The following is a 15,498-nucleotide window of genomic DNA, read 5'->3' on the forward strand; positions in this document are numbered from 1 at the left end:
GTCTTTCGCGTGCCCGTTCGGCATGACGGGAAATATTCTCTTGCGCTCGCCCGGGGGGCTGTCGTAGCGTCTGAGGTACGCGGAGAGGAGGTGGTCCTAGGTAATGAGTGCTTATAGGACTTGCGAGGTGGCTGCCGCTTAGGCTGCCGTCCCCGCTGTGCGGGTCCGCGTGGCGGACCCCGGCCTAAGGGCGGCGGCGGGCAAAATTAGGGCTTCCACCGGATCCCCGGGTTGACCGGCCTTGTCCAGTCGGTCCCGCCTACGCGCGGAGTCGCCCGGGGTTCTTTAATTTCCCCTGTGCTGCAGCTCAGCGGCGCCTATTCGATCCAGTCCCACTGCAGCACGGCCCACAGGTGCGGGGTCAGCGGCTGGCCCATGGCCGCCATGTCGAAGGCGTACGCCAGGTCCTTCTCGCCCTCCCTGACCTGGCTTGGCACCAGGCCGTAGAGGCGCTTGCCCGCCGTGTACGGCTTGGCTGTCGCGGTCCGGGCCACCGCGTCGGTGACCAGCTCGATGCTCGTCATGCTGCGGAACTCGCCCGCGTAGATCTCGGTGATCCCGGTGGGGTGGCTGAGCAGCACCTCCACCTTGCCCTCGGGCTGCGGACGCCAGAAGCCCGCCTCCACCGCGAGCGGCTCGACCCGGATCAGCTCACCGGCCTCGTCCCGCTTGAGCTCGCCATCGTCGTCCGTGGCCAGCCGCCAGCTCCGGCTGGTGTAGATCAGGTAGGGCTTGCCGATGTGGGAGAACGTGACCTCCTGCAGGAAGTCGAAGCTCTTGATTGTGGGGTAGTCGCCCTTGCCGGTCCCCCTCCAGCGGCCGAGCAGGAAGCTGAGCGGCGCGATCGCGGGATGCTCCGGCGGCAACGACGTGATCTCCGCCTGGGTCTCATCGCCCCGTTGCGCGCCGTCATCCGTCATGCGGGCCTCCCCTGATCACCTTGACCGCCGTGTACCCGGCGGCGATGGCGACCAAAGCGTAGGCGAGAATGATGATCGCCGCGCTCAGCATCCCGTGCATGGCACGGGAGCCTAACAGTTCTGCCCGCTCCGCTCGCCGCAGCGCGCTCTAGGAGCGGCTATCGTTCTTAGTCGTGGCGCGGAAGCTCGTAATCAAGGTCACGGCGGGTAAGGATGAGCCCGAACGGTGCAATCAGGCCTTCACGGTGGCCGCGACGGCCGTCGCGAGCGGGGTCCCCGTCTCGCTGTGGCTGACCGGCGAGGCGGCGTGGTTCGGGCTGCCGGGCAGGGCGGACGACTTCTCGCTGCCGCATGCGGCGCCGCTCGCCGACCTGCTCGCCTCGGTGCTCGCCCTCGGCACGGTGACGATCTGCACCCAGTGCGCCGCCCGCAGGGAGATCGGCCCGCAGGACGTAATCGCGGGGGTCAGGATCGCCGGCGCCGCGACCTTCGTGTCCGAGGTGACCGCCGACTACGCCCAGGCGCTGGTCTACTGAGCGCTTTGCCCGGCCGCCCGCGTGTTCAGCGGGGCAGCACCGCGCCAAGGCGCTCGGCGCGCAGCGCGTTCGCCAGTTCCTCGGCCTGCGGCGGAATCTGCGGCAGCGGGCCGGCGGCCCAGTAGAGCAGCAGGTCCGCGAGGCCGGGATTGCGCACGAGCGCGGGGCCGTGCAGGTACGTGCCAAGCACGCGGCCCAGGTAGGCGCCCTCCGTCCCGTCGCCGTTGCCCGTACCGAGCTCAGTGCGGGCTAGCGGCCGGACATTGGGGCCGAGCCTGGTGACGCCCTGGTGGTTCTCGAACCCGGTCAACCGTCCCACGTTGAGTCCGGGATCGACGTCGGCGACGATCTCGCCGACGGCGCGCACCTCGCCGCGGCCGCTGCGCATGTCGAGCAGCCCGAGTCCCTGCACCGGTGCGCCCTCCACACCGCCGAACTCGGTGCCGAGCATCTGGTAGCCAGCGCAGACCGCGAACACCACCGCGCCGCCACCTGCCGCCTCGTGCAGCCCGCCGTCCGCCAGCAGCCGCCGCGTCGCCAGGGTCTGCGGCAGGTCCTCGCCGCCGCCCATCAGGTAGATGTCGCCGTCGCGCGGCACCCGCTGGTCGGAGTTGACCTCGACGATCTCGACGGGCAGGCCGCGCAGCCGCGCGCGCCGCTCGAGCACCAGCACGTTGCCGCGGTCGCCATAGGTGCTGAGCAGGTCCGGGTAGACCCAGACCAGCCGAAGTGACCTCATTGGACCCTCCCAAGAGCGACCCGGTACTGCTGGAACGCGGTGTAGTTGGCGAGCACCTCGAGGCTCGGCGCCGTCCCGCCTGGCCCGGCCGCGGCGGCGCCCACTGCCAGGGCCGCGTCGACCGCCTCGTCGATGTCGTTCACCAGCCGGAATGCCACCTCGTCGGCCTCGAGCCGGACGGCGAGGTCAAGCCTGCGTTCGCCGCCGACCAGGATGGGCCTGCCGCGGAGCCTGCGGAAGTCCACGTCCCACAGCCAGGAAGTGTCCTTGCCGTCGGGTCCTTGCGCGTTGACCGCGAGCAGCACGGGGACGGGCGGCGGCACCATGACGTCGAGCGCCTCGAGCCAGCCCGCCGGGTTCTTGGCGAGCAGCAGCCTGATGTCGCAGCCACGGCGGTTGACCTGCGTGTACCGGCCGGCGACCGAGGTGACCTTGCGCAATTCGGCGAGCGCGTGGCTGAGATGCACGCCGAACGCCTCGGCAACAGCGAGCGCGATGACGGCGTTTGACCGGTTCGCCCGGCCTGGCAGTGCAAGGCCGAGCTGGGTGGCCCTGCCAGACGGATCGATGACCTCGTCGCCGTAGAGCATCCAGCTCACCGGCGGGCGGCGGCCGCCACATTCGCGGCAAGACCAGTCGTCGCCCTCGCGCTGCAGGTGAGCGCCGCAGTTGGGGCAGCACCAGGAGTCTTCACGCCAGCGCTGGCCCGCGGCGACCCAGGTGACCTTGCCCGCGGCGCTCGCCGCCCAGGCGACGAGCGGGTCGTCGGCGTTGGCCACCACCCGGCAGTCGGGCGCGGCGGCGAGCGCGTCCCGCCAGCGGCGCGCCAGCAGCCAGATCTCGGCCGCGCGGTCCATCTGGTCCCGGCTCAGGTTAAGCAGGACGACTACCTTGGGCCGCGTCGCCTTGACCATCGCGGGAATGTACTTCTCGTCCGTCTCGAGCACCGCGACCGGCGCGTCGGGCGCGCGGCTGAGCGCGGACGTCAGCCCGGCCTCCATGTTGGCGCCGTAGATGTTGGAGGCGATCTTGCTGCCGAGCGGTGCGAGCGCGGCGGTGATCAGCTTCGTGGTCGTGGTCTTGCCGTTGGTGCCCGTGACGAGGACGACCTGGCGCCCGGTGGCAAGCTGCGACAGCAGGTCAGGTGCCAGGCGCAGGCCGATGATGCCGCCGATGACCGAGCCGTCACCCTTGCCGGCGAGGCGGGATACGGTGGCCGCCGCGCCGCCGACCGTGGTGGCGAGCCTGGCCCGCATCGGCAATCTGGTGCGGTGCTGGGTGTTGTCATCCATCGTGCGCTGATGCTATCCGTTCGCCGGGCGGCGGCGGGCCCCGACGAGCCGCCGGCAACGTGACGGGCGCGTTAACTTGTCCGCGCGCCGAGCCGAGCGCGAGGTCAGCGGCGAGCCCGTGGTTGCCGGCGAGCATCATGTCGCCGGCGAGGGGGGCGAGCGTGGCGACGGCCAGCGAGCCGATGGCCGGGTTGGCGTCGGCGAGCAGCACCCGGCGTGCCGCGGCGTCACCGTAGCTGATGATCATCGCGGTGGCCGGCAGGCGCTGCAGCTCGGACGGCTCGACCACCAGCTCGCGCGACCGCTGCAGCGACCTGGCAAGCGACTCGCTGTCCCCTGTCGCCCGCGAGGTGGAAACGCCCCACGCGGTGCTCGTGCTGATCCCGGCGGTGAGCGAGGCGGACGCGGAGGTGCTCCACGACGTGCCCGCCTGCGTGGAGCGTGACGCGGCGCCTGGCAGCGGCAGGGCGCCCGGCGCGGCGGAGCGGCTCCGCCCCGTGCCCGTCGACCGGGACTCGCTGTCCGAGGCGGAGGCGGCGGCCGAGGCGGAGTCGCCGACGGTGCTGGTGTACGAACCGCCGAGGCTGTCGGTGACCGAGGTGCCGACGGTCTCCGTCAGCTGGGACAGGAGGAACCGGTGCGACGTGCCGATCTGCTCGCTCGCCGCCTTCGCCTCGTCCGCGTTGCCGAGCCGCATGAAGGCGGTGGCCGCGTTGCCGCGGCCGAGCCGCTGCCTGACGTGCGGCGGCAGCGATCGGTAGGCGAGCACGAGTCCGCGCCGTCCGGCCTCGCAGGCATCGGCGAGCCGGTCGAGCACGTCGTCGCGTAGCCGTTCGGCGCCGAGCAGGAACACGGTGTGCTGCCAGGAGACCGGGCCGGGCGGCGCCTGCTCCTGGCCGATCAGCCGGGTGAGCGCGGTCACCGCGAAGCCGCTGATCGCCGTCGCGGCCTGCGGGCTGGCACGGCGGTCGAGCGCGACGACGCGCAGCCTGGACCGTGGCAGGCGGACCGGGTCGGTGCCGACGCGGTCGAGCACGCGCAGCTGCGCCTCCATCGCGAGTGCCCGCTCGAGCACCACGCGGTCGGTGGCCGCCCGGCCGAACAGCGCGCCGAGTTCCCCTGCCTCGCGCTCGGTGAGCAGTCCGGTCGCCAGATCGGCACGCGGGTCGCCGACCTCGGCAAGCGCGCGCAGCGCCGCCGTCACCCGGCGCACCCCGACGGCGCCCGCTGCCGGGTCGAGCACGCCGATGACGCGATCGAGGATCGCCGTGTCGATGGCCAGGTCCCTTGCCGATCTCCGTTCCTCGGCGACACTGGCGGAAAGCGCGAGCACCCCGGCGAGTTCCTGTGCGGGCAGCGCCGCAGCGATGTCGAGCCGCGGCAGGTCCTGCGGCAGCACCCAGACGGCCGGCAGCCCGCCCGCTGCCGGGGTGCCGACCCCAGTGCTGGCCGCGGTGCTTTCCGCGGTGCTGGCCGCGGCGCCCGCGTACAGGCCGGCCAGGTCGGCCGCGACCGCGCCGCCAGACAGGTCGATGACGGTCACCTCGCCCCCGGAGGCGAGCCGGTAGGAGGCGGCCATAGTCAGCATCGCCGACCAGCCGGCCAGCGTGCCGCCCGCGACGTCCACCCGGTCGATCCCGTCCGGCACAGGCACGGCGTACCAGCGCTTCTGCCGGGTGAACGCCGACCGCTGTTCCTGCCACTGGCTGACCCGCCGCGCGTGGTCCGCCCGCGCCGCGGCGACGCGGCGCTCGCGGTCCGCGCTGAGCAGCTCCGTCCGGTACCGCTCCGCGTCGATGCGCCCGCACAGCACCCTCTGACCCCGCCAGAGGGCGAGGCAGCAGCGTCCCGCGATGATCAGGCAGGCCGCCATGGCGGGCACCGCGATGACGATGGTCACCCAGCCGGCCGCCGTGCAGGCCACGAGCGCGAACGCGGCAAGCGTCGCCACCATGATGGCGATCCGTTGCGGTCGGCTGATCAGCTTCTCCTCCCGGCGCTGAGCCGCGAGCCAGCCGTCGCCGGCCAGGCTGACCGGACCGAGAGGCGTCGGCGGCGTGGGCGGGCGCGGCGGCGGCCCAGGGTCGGCGTGCGGGGTGGCGTACTGCCAGCCGAGGTAGAGTGGATCCGTCATGACCCGGCCACCTCCGGCGCTGTCCAGCTCGGCGGCGCCTCCCGGTATGGCGACTTGTCTCGGTGCGGCGGCTCCGCCCGGCGTGGGAGGCGCGCGGGAATGAACCGGCCGAGCGCGATCAGGCGCCTGTGCGGCACATTCACCGCGAGGACGAACTCACCGCGCCGCAGTGCGCGCAGCGTCCGCGGCGGGATAACGGGGCAGCGCATGAGGTCTGTCCCCGGCATCGCAGGCACGCCGGGAAGCGCTGTGCCGGCTGCCTGCGCGGAAGCTGCTGCAGGCATGGCGGTAGCGGGCGGCATGGCCGTAGCGCGCGGCATGGCCGTAGCGGGCGGCGCGGGGAAGGCGGGCATCGTGGGCATGCCTGGTGGCGACCACGAGCCCGCTGGCGCTCCGGCCATGCCAGCGAGTGCCGCGGCGGCCGACGCGGGCACCATCCGGGTACCGGTCAGCTCCGCGAGGCGCGACGCAAGGGCCGGGTCGGTGACGCGCAGGGCGAGCGTGGCACCGACCAGGCCTGCGAGATCCGCCGCGGCGGCGGGCGACGTGGCGCCGAGCAGCACCGAGAGGCCCGCGGCTGGCGCGTCGCGCAGCAGGGTGGCCATGTCTTCCGCGGACATCAGTTCACCGCGAGGAATCCAGACCAGGCCATCGCCGTCGACGCCGATCGCCCGCAGGTGCTGTGCGAGTGCCGCCAGATCGGCGCTGGCGCGGGCCGCCTCCTCGGGTGAGTCCGCGGGCAGCCGGGCGGCCGAACGCTCCAGGATCACCTGGTGCAGGTCGACGGGGGCGCGGACCGCGCGGGGGCTACCGGGTGGGTCCTCGCGCGCTCGGCCCCACAGCCGGCTGGCGCTCGCGCCGCCCCGTCCACCCGCCGCCTGCGCTCCTCTCCCGGTCATCTCCTCGAAACCGGCCCCGGCGCCGTCCGCGCTCGCCACGAGACCGGTGGTGGAACCGTCCGTTTGCAGCGGCGTGCCGGTCGCCAGGCAGGCGGCCGTGAGCGCACGGACCAGGCCTGCCGTGTCGTTGGGGTCGGCCGCGTCGCTGAGGTCGATGACGATCAGCGCTTTGCGGCGGCGCAGTGCGGCGTGCACCACCTGGAGGCTGGCCAGCGTGACATTCCGGGAATCGTCGCTGGTAATGAGTAGCCCGCCGGACATCTCATCCCAGCTCAGCTCCGCGACGGCACCGGTGGCCGGCACGACGCCGAGGGCGCAGCCGTCCCTGGTGAGCACCACGCCCGCCCGGATCGTGGCAGCGGCGACCCGGCCCCGCACCGCGGCGAGCACGCCGGGACGCGGCGCGGGTACCGCCCATTCGTCGGTTTGTAGCCAGACGAGCCAGCCGAGCACGGCGGCCTCGGCCGCGCCGCAGATGAGCGCGATGGGGAGTTGCGCGGGCAGCGAGTGCCAGGCAAGGCGGAGCCCCGCCGGCGGATGCTCCTGGTAGGCAGCAGGATGCCCGGCCAGCTGCCCGTGCAGCGAGCCGAGGATGCCCGACGGCCACGCGGTGAAGCCGGCCAGCGCGCTGCCAGGTCCACGCGCGAGCAGCCAGGCAAGGCCCACGCCCGCGGGGAGCAGCAGCCACCACAGCCGCCACCGGCTCGCCTTGCCGGCCGCCGCGAGCACAGTCGCAACGACCAGCGTCACCGGAGCGAACACGAGGTGCCCGACCACGATCGTCACGGCGAACACCGCGAGAACCTCGCCACGCCGGGGAACGCCGGCCGGAATCAGCCGACGACCACGCCGCGGCAACGCCCCCGTCTCGGGCACTGTTCCTAATGTCATAACTCTATGTTGCCAAATAATTACGATCTGTGTCGATACCCGACGGGTTGTCCCTTCGGCCGGCCGCAGAGTAGCGCCGCCGTTCGGCCGGCCGCCTTGCGCGCGACAGGCTTTGCGCGCCGCCGCCTCTGTCCGAACGGTCTCCGAAATCCGCTCTCAGTCCGGCAGGTGAGGCGGGCGGGGGAGCGAATCGCCTGCCTGGATGACCACGCGGAAGTGATGCGGCTTCATGGTGACCGTCGTCAGGCCGGCCGGGACACCGGTGGCCTGGTCATCGAACCGGATGGTCACGGCGATCGCCGCCTGGCCGGGCAGCAGCCGCAGGCTGCGGGCGACTGATGGCTGCGGCGGGGTGAGCTCGAGGTCGACCGCACGGGCGTGCACCCGCTCGATCGAGGAAAGGCTGCCCGGCGGGGCGCGCAGGGTGTCCTCGAAGCTGCTCGGCTCATCGGTCACGTGATCGGCCGCGACGCCGGGGATGTAGGCCGCGGAGATGGCGACGGGCTCGGCGCCCACCGCCCAGGCGCAGCGGACGATGCGGACAGGAGCCTCCCCCGCGACCGCGAGGGACCAGGCGACGTCCTGCGGCGCGGCGCGCAGCGACACGTGCCGCGCGGTGCAGACGATCTCGCCGCCCATCGGATCGAGCCTGGTGCTGAGGCCCCCGACGCCCTCGAGCGGTATCAGGTACTCGGCTGGGCTGGCGCGGTACAGCTGCCCGTCGGGCAGCCTGCGGATCAGCGAGCGGCGGGCGAGTTCGCCGATAGCCACGTCGATCTCGGCCATGCTGACGTTGTACCTGCGGGCGAGCGCGCTGCGCCGTGGCAGCTGCCAGCCCGGCTCGCGATGCACGAGCGCGGCGGCCATCCGGTCCGCGAGCACGCCGCTTGCCGCCCGCTGCGGCGGCACCGCCGCGTCGACCTCCGTGCTGCTTGCCTGAACATGACCGCCACGGCCACGGGCACCCGCCGCGCCGCCGTTTCCCCCCGGAACGGCAGTCATCCGCCCTGTGGAACGTCGGCCAGCCGGCCACCGCTGGCCGGGTCGAGGGCGGCCACGCCGGACCGCCTGGCTGGCTCTGCTTCCCCCATGGCTTGTCCGCGCCTCCAGTCGGCAAAACGAATGGATATAGCCTTGTCACGTCCGCCTAATTGATATTCAGTGAAGGTAAACTTAAGTTGAATACAAGAGGAATGAAAGTAATCTTCTAAATGTCATGTAGGTAAATCATATTCAGGTCGGCGGTGCGGTCGAGCACCCTGAGCGCGACAGTCGCGCACGCCGCACCGCGTCCCGGTCAACCCGCGACGGCACGTCGCCGAGGGGATGCGATGATGTGCGTGCACATGCACTTCACTGGCCGCCAAGGGCTGCACTACCTGCAATGTTAACCTCTAGGCCAACCCGGGAATTTCGCCCGTTAAGGCCCAATCAATGCACAGAGATAGAGATCGTACATATACGGAAATGGCACGCAGATGACTCCGTACAGTGACAAGGGGAACACGAGCCAGCAATCCAGCGGATGAGGCAAGTCACCAGAAGTTAACCTAGAGTCCGCCTCACGTCCATCTCGATGTCACTGCATGCTACTTACGCCACCTATCACTGAACGCGTTGCCATCCTTTTGCGGTCACGCAGATCGATCAGACTGGAATCGCGCGCGATGCGCTTCAATTACAAGGAGAACCCTCTTATGCAGCTCCGAGGCAGCAAGCAGGCCGTGGTGGCCGGGGGTGCCGTGCTCGCGGCACTGGCCCTGGCCGCCTGCTCTTCGTCAAGCTCCTCCTCGTCTAGCTCGTCAGCTCCGGGCGCCACCGGTACTTCCACGGCGACCTCCGGCGGCGGCTCGACGTCGGGCGCCTCCTCCGCAAGCGGCACGATCAACGGCAGTGGCTCGACGCTCCAGCTCACCTTCGAGCAGGCTGCCATCTCGGCGTTCAAGTCGATTAGCCCCAAGATCACCGTCAACTACAGTGGCGTCGGCTCAGGCACCGGCCGGGCGAACCTCGCCGCAGGTACGGTCAACTTCGCCGGCTCCGACTCGCCGATCCCGGCCACCGAGACGGCGGACTTCAAGGGGCAGAAGGTCTTGTACTTCCCCATCCTGTTCAGCCCGATCGCGGTGACCTACAACCTCTCGGGTGTAAGCAACCTGAAGCTGACGCCGAAGGTCATCGCGGAGATCTTCCAGGGCCAGATCAAGACCTGGAACGATCCAGCCATCAAGTCACTCAACCCCGGTGTTAACCTCCCGTCCACGGCGATCACCACCGCGGTCCGCTCGGACTCCTCCGGCACCACGCAGAACTTCGCGACGTTCCTTCAGGACGGCGCGGGGTCGACGTGGACGCTCGGCAACGCCTCAACCGTGAAGTGGCCATCGACCGCTCACGCCGCCAACGGGAACGGGGGGGTGGCATCGGTCGTCAAGTCCACCGCTGGCGCCATCGGGTACAACGACTTCGCCACCGCGCAGGCTTCCGGCCTGTCCGCCGCCTTGGTGCAGAACAAGTCTGGCGCCTTCGTCGCGCCTTCGGTGAGCGGCGCGTCCGCGGCGGGCGACGGATCGGTGGTCAGCCCCGACCTCACCTTCAGCGCGGTCTGGGCGTCCGGCGCAAGCTCCTACCCGATTACCGCCCAGTCCTGGGTACTCGTCTACGCGAAGCAGCCCAACGCCAACGATGTGGCTCTGCTCAAGGCCTACATTAGCTACCTGCTCGGAGACGGGCAGAAACTCCTCACGCAGATCTTCTACGCGCCGATGCCGTCTAGCATCGACTCGAAGGCTGTGGCGCAGCTAAGCCAGATCACTTCATAAGGACCACCGCCATGACGCAGCCAGACCTGACCATGATCGGGCTGTCGGCGTGAGCGTCACAGCGCAGGCGGATCCGGCCACCCCGGCCGGGTCCGCCTCCCGGCTGTCGACGCGCCGACCGCTCGGGGACCGCGCCTTCCAGATCCTTACGCTCGCCGCCGGCCTGCTTGTCCTGATAATCCTCGTGCTCATCGCCGTCACCATGAGCCAGCAGTCCGTGAGCTGGTTCACCACGGCGGGCTGGTCAGGCATCTTCTCCGCCGACTGGGATCCGGCGCATGACAAGTTCGGCCCGATGGCCTTCGTCTACGGCACGGTCATCACCTCGGTGATCGCGGTCGTAATCGCGTTCCCGATCAGCGTCGGCATCGCCCTGCTGCTGACGGAGGTCGTGCCGAGCCGCTGGGCACGACCCATCGTCTACGTGATTGACCTGCTCGCCGTGGTCCCGTCCGTCGTCTGGGGCTTGTGGGGCATCATCGTGCTGGCGCCATGGCTCCAGCCGATCTACGCCTCGATCGCCTCAGCCGTGAACGGCATCCCGGTACTCGACTCGCTGTTCGGTGGCCCGGGGGTCGATGGTGCGTCGTTTTTCACCACCGGCCTGATCCTGGCCATCATGATCACGCCGATCGTAACGTCGCTCTCCCGTGAGGTCATCGCTACCGTGCCGACATCGGACAAGGAGGGCGCCTACGCGCTTGGCGCCACTCGCTGGGAAATGATCCGAGGCGCGGTCTGGCCGCACAGCCAGACGGGCGTTGTCGGGGCGATGCTGCTCGGTCTCGGCCGGGCCATGGGGGAGACGATCGCGGCCGCGCTCGTGATCGGGTCGTCGGCAACGGTCACCTCGCACCTGTTTTTCCCCGGCTACTCCATGCCCGCCGTCATCGCGAACCAGTTCGGCGAGGCCTCGGGCGTTCAGCGTTCTGCGCTGATCGGCCTTGGTGTCCTGCTGTTCCTGCTCACGATCATCGTCAACCTGACCGCCCGCTCCGTCGTGGAGCGGAACGCGCGGCGCATGAGGGGGGCCTGATGACAGCCACCACGCAGCCGGCAATTGACCTGCGCGAGGCGGGCGGATGGCGGCGCGTCAAGAACCAGATCTCGCTCGTCGTGATGTGGGTTGCCTTCGCCGCCATGGTGATCCCGCTCGGCTTTGTCCTGTTCACGGTGATCTCGAAGGGCGTTTCGGCGATCAGTTGGCAGTTCCTAACCAACAGCACCATCCCGCCCAATGTGCTGCCCGTGACGATCGGCGGCATGGGCGCGGCGGTCGTCGGCACGCTGATTACCACTGGCTTCGCCGCCCTCATGGCCATACCGCTTGGTGTGCTCGGCGCCGTCTTCATCAGTGAGTACGGTGACAGGAATCGCCTGCTAGCGCCGGTCATCTCCTTCTTTTCCGACGTGATGACGGGCGTGCCGTCTATCGTCATGGGGCTCTTCATCTTCACCATCTGGGTGGTGCACTTCGGGTATTCGGGCCTGGCGGGCGCCTTCGCCCTCGGCTGCCTGATGCTGCCCATAGTGATCCGTTCCTCTTACGAGATGCTTCGGCTGGTCCCGAATGAGCTCAGGGAGGCGAGCTACGCTCTCGGGGCCACCAAGGCCCGCGTGACGCTGACGGTCGTGCTGCCCGCCGCGGTTGGCGGGATCGTCTCTGGCGCTCTGCTCGCCGTCGCCCGCGCCGCCGGCGAGACGGCCCCGCTGCTGTTCACCATCCTCACCGTCGAATCGACCAACACGAACCTGTTCAGCGGCCCGAACACCGCTTTGTCCACGCAGATCTTCAACAACGCGACGCAGCCCTTCATCGGCGCACAGGACCGTGCCTGGGGCTCGGCGCTCACGCTGATCGTCATCGCCTTCATCCTGATGCTCCTCGCCCGCATAGTCACCGCCCGATTCACCCGTTACACTCGGTAGGGATCGTTATGGAACAGCCTGAACCAGAAGTCGTCGCTCAGACGGTTTCCACGAACATGCCGAAGCTTGAGACCACCGTCCAGGCTCCGGCGACCGACACGCCCCGGGCGACCATCTTCGACGTGCAGAACGTCTCGATCTATTACGGGTCATTCAAGGCCGTGACCGACGTTTCGCTACCGATCCACGAGCACGAGGTCACCGCGTTCATCGGCTCGTCCGGCAGCGGCAAGTCGACCGTGCTCCGCGCCTTCAACCGGATGAACGACCTGGTGGTCGGCGCGCGCCTCGAGGGCCAGATGACCTACCGGGGCGCGGACCTGTATGCCAAGGAAGTCTCCCCGGCGGCGGTCCGCCGGCGCATCGGCATGGTCTTCCAGAAGCCGAACCCGTTCCCGAAGTCCATCTACGACAACGTCGCGTACGGTCCGCGGATCAACGGCGAGCGGAACAAGGCCAAGCTCGACGAGATCGTCGAGCGCTCGCTGCGCGCCGCGGTGCTGTGGGACGAGGTGAAGAACCGGCTCAAGCAGTCCGGTCTCGCCCTGTCCGGCGGTCAGGCGCAGCGGCTGTGCATCGCCCGTACGATCGCGGTGGAGCCGGACGTGGTGCTGATGGACGAGCCCGCCTCGGCGCTCGACCCGATCGCCACGCTCGCCATCGAGGACCTGATCCGCGAGCTCAAGAAGAACTACACGATCGTCATCGTTACCCACAACATGCAGCAGGCCACCCGGGTCAGCGACCGGACGGCGTTCTTCTCGGTGCTCACCGACTCCAAGAACGACACCCGCACCGGCGTGCTGGTGGAGTACGGCCCGACCCAGCAGATCTTCGAGGACCCGCACGACAGCCGCACCCAGGCCTACGTGACAGGCCGGATGGGGTAGCCACCCGGGTCTGGGATCAAAACGCGATAAGAGGAACGGGTGCGGCCTACACGAGGCCGCACCCGTTCCTCCTGTTATGCCTGCGGCCTGTCCGGGAAGGAACCGGCCAGGTAGACCACGCGCCGCGCGATGTTGACGGCGTGCGCGCCGAGCCGCTCGTAGTCCCGCGCGACCAGGGCCATCTCCATCGCCACGGGGACGGCGGTGCCGCCGGAGGCGAGTTCGGCGATGAGGCTCGCGTGCAGCTCGTCCATGCCCTCGTCGAGCTCGGCGATGGCCACCGCCGCGGTCCGATCCCGCTGGTACCACGAGTCGGCCGCCTTCCGCCACATGTCGGCGGCGAGGTCGCTCATCCGCTGAACGAGACCCCTGGCGCGCGGCGACAGGTCGACGCCGAGGAAGTGGCTGGCGCTCGCCGCGATGTGCACCACGAGGTCGTGCGAGCGCTCGAGCTCCGGCACGATGCGGAGCACCGACAGCAGGAACCGCAGGTCGGAGGCAACCGGGGCCTGGAGCACGATCTCCCTGTTGGCCAGGCCCTCGGTCTCGACGTAGAGGGCGTCGATGATGCGATCCCGCTCGGCCAGCAGCGCATACCCCTCGTTATCGCTGTTCAGCAGCGCCTGGGTGGCCGTGGGCAGTCCCTCGGCCACCATCGCGAACAGCTCGATGACCTTGCTCTCGATCGCCTCAAGCTCGTTGTCGAACTCTTGCCGGTGCTCGCTCATGGGCTAAAGCCTACGCAGGGCAGGCGAAGGAAAGCCGACCAGAACGCGACCATAAAGTGAACCGCCCCAGGAGCAGCTCCTGGGGCGGTTGACGGCGGCTCGTGATATCAGACGAGGAATTCGACCTTGGTGACCTGGCCGATGTCCGCCGTGACCTCCTGCTCGAGGCGGACCTGACCGGGGGCGAGCACGCGCAGCGTCCACTCGCCAGGCGCGGCGAAGAAGCGGAAGCCGCCATCCTCGCCGAGCGGAACCTCGGCCACGAACTCGTCGCCGGTGCCGAGCAGCCGGGCGTAACCCGGGGACACCGGGGCGCCACCGCGGAGCACCTGCCCCTCGATGACCGCCTCCTTGCTCGACTTGTCCTTGCTGATGGTCACGCCACCAGCCGGTGCACCGCAGCTGTCGTTGCTCACTTGCCCTCACCCAGTTCGATCGGCACGCCAACCAGCGAGCCGTATTCGGTCCATGATCCGTCGTAGTTCTTCACGTTCGGCTGGCCGAGGATCTCGTGCAGCACGAACCAGGTGTGCGCCGAACGCTCGCCGATCCTGCAGTACGCGATCGTGTCCTTGCCGAAGTCGACGCCGGCCTCGTCCTGGTACAGGGCGGTGAGGTCGTCGTCGGACTTGAAGGTGCCGTCCTCGTTCGCGGCCTTGGACCACGGGACGTTCTTCGCGGTGGGGATGTGACCGCCGCGCTGCGCCTGCTCCTGCGGCAGGTGCGCCGGGGCGAGCAGCCGCCCGGCGAACTCGTCGGGCGAGCGGACGTCGACGAGGTTACGCTTGCCGATCGCGTCGATGACCTCGTCCCGCTTGGCGCGGAGCGCCGCGTCCTGCTCGGAGGCGGTGTAGCTGGTCTTGTCCCTGGCCGGCACGTCGGTGCTCAGCTCGCGGGAGTCGAGCTCCCACTTCTTGCGGCCGCCGTCGAGCAGCAGCACCTTGTCGTGCCCGTACAGCTTGAAGTACCAGTAGGCGTAGGCCGCGAACCAGTTGTTGTTGCCTCCGTAGAGGACCACGGTGTCGTCGTTGGAGATGCCCCGCTCGGAGAGCAGGGCCTCGAAGCCGACCTTGTCGACGAAGTCGCGGCGGACCGGGTCCTGTAGGTCCTTCTTCCAGTCGATCTTGATCGCGCTGGGGATGTGCCCCTTGTCGTACGCGCTCGTGTCCTCATCTACCTCGACGATGACGGTGCCAGGCGCGCCAATCTGGGCCTCGACCCAGTCGGCGTCGACTAGGACGTCGGAACGGCTCATGGCTGAGAAACCTCCTTGTTCGGCCCGCCCCGCTGGGCTAGCCGGATTCTTTGAATGAACAGGTACATCTGGCAACCAAGGCAGAAGTCGAACGCCGCGTTGAGAAACGCGGCCGCCAGGGCGAACGCGGCGAAGACTACCCCGAGCACCGGCACGCCAGCGGCGAAGCCTATGGTGCCGATCGCGGCGAACACCATGCCCACGCCTTGCGCGAAGCGCGGTGGCGCTTCCGCCTCGGTTTTTGTCGGTGGCCCGAGCCGTGGCCGGACCAGGGAACGGAAGATGAACCCGTAGGGCGCGTAGCGCAGCCCGGCAAGCGCTCCCACGGCGAACACCAAGGTCTGCAGGAACAGCAGCCACCCGGCGGCGGGATGCGAAACACCTGCCGTGACCACGACAACGGCGAGCACGACGGTGGTGATTACCGCGCCGAAACGCGGTCCTCGCGCGTCGATGGTCATGA

The 15,498-nt window shown here is 69.6% G+C and carries 15 protein-coding genes; 5 read left to right on the forward strand and 10 right to left on the reverse strand.

The genetic code is table 11. From position 1 onward, the window contains the following. Positions 1 to 317: 317 nt before the first annotated feature. On the reverse strand, positions 318 to 920 hold the full coding sequence (locus EAS64_RS28780; RefSeq protein WP_145858156.1) for a nitrobindin family protein: 603 nt from the start codon (positions 918 to 920) through the stop codon (positions 318 to 320). A gap of 173 nt (positions 921 to 1,093) precedes the next feature. Between EAS64_RS28780 and EAS64_RS28785 the strand changes: the two genes are divergently transcribed. Then, a complete protein-coding gene (locus tag EAS64_RS28785) occupies positions 1,094 to 1,456 on the forward strand; it encodes a DsrE family protein (protein ID WP_145858157.1) in 363 nt (120 codons plus the stop codon). Positions 1,457 to 1,481: 25 nt separating this feature from the next. On the opposite strand, the gene EAS64_RS28790 is transcribed toward EAS64_RS28785, so the two are convergent. The 5 genes from EAS64_RS28790 to EAS64_RS43890 form a co-directional block, all read right to left on the reverse strand. Further along, a complete protein-coding gene (locus EAS64_RS28790) occupies positions 1,482 to 2,195 on the reverse strand; it encodes a type 1 glutamine amidotransferase (RefSeq protein ID WP_145858159.1) in 714 nt (237 codons plus the stop codon). Further along, a complete protein-coding gene (locus tag EAS64_RS28795; protein WP_246115907.1) occupies positions 2,192 to 3,487 on the reverse strand; it encodes a MurT ligase domain-containing protein in 1,296 nt (431 codons plus the stop codon). The genes EAS64_RS28790 and EAS64_RS28795 overlap by 4 nt, the downstream gene beginning before the upstream one ends. After that, positions 3,480 to 5,621, reverse strand: coding sequence for a hypothetical protein (locus tag EAS64_RS28800; RefSeq protein ID WP_145858161.1), 2,142 nt, complete (start codon positions 5,619 to 5,621; stop codon positions 3,480 to 3,482). Before EAS64_RS28800 ends, EAS64_RS28795 begins: the two co-directional genes overlap by 8 nt. Further along, on the reverse strand, positions 5,618 to 7,411 hold the full coding sequence (locus tag EAS64_RS28805) for a hypothetical protein (protein WP_145858163.1): 1,794 nt from the start codon (positions 7,409 to 7,411) through the stop codon (positions 5,618 to 5,620). The genes EAS64_RS28800 and EAS64_RS28805 overlap by 4 nt, the downstream gene beginning before the upstream one ends. A 156-nt stretch (positions 7,412 to 7,567) precedes the next feature. After that, entirely contained in the window at positions 7,568 to 8,413 is an 846-nt protein-coding gene (locus EAS64_RS43890; RefSeq protein ID WP_187366250.1) for a GntR family transcriptional regulator, read from the reverse strand. A gap of 695 nt (positions 8,414 to 9,108) precedes the next feature. On the opposite strand from EAS64_RS43890, the gene pstS reads away from it, so the two are divergent. The 4 genes from pstS to pstB are packed head-to-tail and all read left to right on the forward strand — an operon-like array spanning position 9,109 to position 13,052. After that, positions 9,109 to 10,233: a phosphate ABC transporter substrate-binding protein PstS gene (gene pstS, locus EAS64_RS28815; protein ID WP_187366251.1), complete on the forward strand. Its 1,125-nt coding sequence runs from the start codon at positions 9,109 to 9,111 to the stop codon at positions 10,231 to 10,233. A gap of 49 nt (positions 10,234 to 10,282) precedes the next feature. After that, complete coding sequence (pstC, locus tag EAS64_RS28820; protein WP_222849692.1) at positions 10,283 to 11,269, forward strand: phosphate ABC transporter permease subunit PstC; 987 nt, start codon at positions 10,283 to 10,285, stop codon at positions 11,267 to 11,269. Beyond that, positions 11,269 to 12,162, forward strand: coding sequence for a phosphate ABC transporter permease PstA (gene pstA, locus EAS64_RS28825; RefSeq protein WP_145858167.1), 894 nt, complete (start codon positions 11,269 to 11,271; stop codon positions 12,160 to 12,162). The genes pstC and pstA overlap by 1 nt, the downstream gene beginning before the upstream one ends. A 56-nt stretch (positions 12,163 to 12,218) precedes the next feature. Continuing rightward, the gene (gene pstB / locus EAS64_RS28830) at positions 12,219 to 13,052 is read left to right on the forward strand and encodes a phosphate ABC transporter ATP-binding protein PstB (protein ID WP_187366321.1); all 834 of its coding nucleotides are present in this window, start codon (positions 12,219 to 12,221) and stop codon (positions 13,050 to 13,052) included. Positions 13,053 to 13,126: 74 nt separating this feature from the next. Here the strand turns inward: pstB and phoU are convergent, their stop codons facing one another. The 4 genes from phoU to EAS64_RS28850 all read right to left on the reverse strand — a co-directional run bounded on the left by phoU (position 13,127) and on the right by EAS64_RS28850 (position 15,496). Continuing rightward, complete coding sequence (phoU, locus tag EAS64_RS28835; protein WP_145858171.1) at positions 13,127 to 13,780, reverse strand: phosphate signaling complex protein PhoU; 654 nt, start codon at positions 13,778 to 13,780, stop codon at positions 13,127 to 13,129. A 107-nt stretch (positions 13,781 to 13,887) separates the two neighbouring features. Then, positions 13,888 to 14,196, reverse strand: coding sequence for a DUF1416 domain-containing protein (locus EAS64_RS28840; protein ID WP_145858173.1), 309 nt, complete (start codon positions 14,194 to 14,196; stop codon positions 13,888 to 13,890). Further along, complete coding sequence (locus tag EAS64_RS28845) at positions 14,193 to 15,035, reverse strand: sulfurtransferase (protein WP_145858174.1); 843 nt, start codon at positions 15,033 to 15,035, stop codon at positions 14,193 to 14,195. The genes EAS64_RS28840 and EAS64_RS28845 overlap by 4 nt, the downstream gene beginning before the upstream one ends. Next, complete coding sequence (locus tag EAS64_RS28850) at positions 15,032 to 15,496, reverse strand: DUF4395 domain-containing protein (protein WP_145858176.1); 465 nt, start codon at positions 15,494 to 15,496, stop codon at positions 15,032 to 15,034. Before EAS64_RS28850 ends, EAS64_RS28845 begins: the two co-directional genes overlap by 4 nt. Between the last annotated feature and the right edge of the window lie 2 nt (positions 15,497 to 15,498).

Origin of the sequence: Trebonia kvetii (assembly GCF_007827045.1) — a bacterium.
Taxonomy (GTDB): Bacteria; Actinomycetota; Actinomycetes; order Streptosporangiales; family Streptosporangiaceae; genus Trebonia; species Trebonia kvetii.

Excerpts from the sequence above, each read along its gene's own strand:
- EAS64_RS28780 (WP_145858156.1), bottom strand. The coding sequence starts at position 920 with ATGACGGATGACGGCGCGCAACGGGGCGATGAGACCCAGGCGGAGATC.
- EAS64_RS28805 (WP_145858163.1), bottom strand. The coding sequence starts at position 7,411 with ATGACATTAGGAACAGTGCCCGAGACGGGGGCGTTGCCGCGGCGTGGT.
- EAS64_RS28800 (WP_145858161.1), bottom strand. The coding sequence starts at position 5,621 with ATGACGGATCCACTCTACCTCGGCTGGCAGTACGCCACCCCGCACGCC.
- pstB (WP_187366321.1), top strand. The coding sequence starts at position 12,219 with ATGCCGAAGCTTGAGACCACCGTCCAGGCTCCGGCGACCGACACGCCC.
- EAS64_RS28795 (WP_246115907.1), bottom strand. The coding sequence starts at position 3,487 with ATGGATGACAACACCCAGCACCGCACCAGATTGCCGATGCGGGCCAGG.
- EAS64_RS43890 (WP_187366250.1), bottom strand. The coding sequence starts at position 8,413 with ATGACTGCCGTTCCGGGGGGAAACGGCGGCGCGGCGGGTGCCCGTGGC.
- pstS (WP_187366251.1), top strand. The coding sequence starts at position 9,109 with ATGCAGCTCCGAGGCAGCAAGCAGGCCGTGGTGGCCGGGGGTGCCGTG.
- pstA (WP_145858167.1), top strand. The coding sequence starts at position 11,269 with ATGACAGCCACCACGCAGCCGGCAATTGACCTGCGCGAGGCGGGCGGA.
- EAS64_RS28790 (WP_145858159.1), bottom strand. The coding sequence starts at position 2,195 with ATGAGGTCACTTCGGCTGGTCTGGGTCTACCCGGACCTGCTCAGCACC.
- EAS64_RS28850 (WP_145858176.1), bottom strand. The coding sequence starts at position 15,496 with ATGACCATCGACGCGCGAGGACCGCGTTTCGGCGCGGTAATCACCACC.
- phoU (WP_145858171.1), bottom strand. The coding sequence starts at position 13,780 with ATGAGCGAGCACCGGCAAGAGTTCGACAACGAGCTTGAGGCGATCGAG.
- EAS64_RS28845 (WP_145858174.1), bottom strand. The coding sequence starts at position 15,035 with ATGAGCCGTTCCGACGTCCTAGTCGACGCCGACTGGGTCGAGGCCCAG.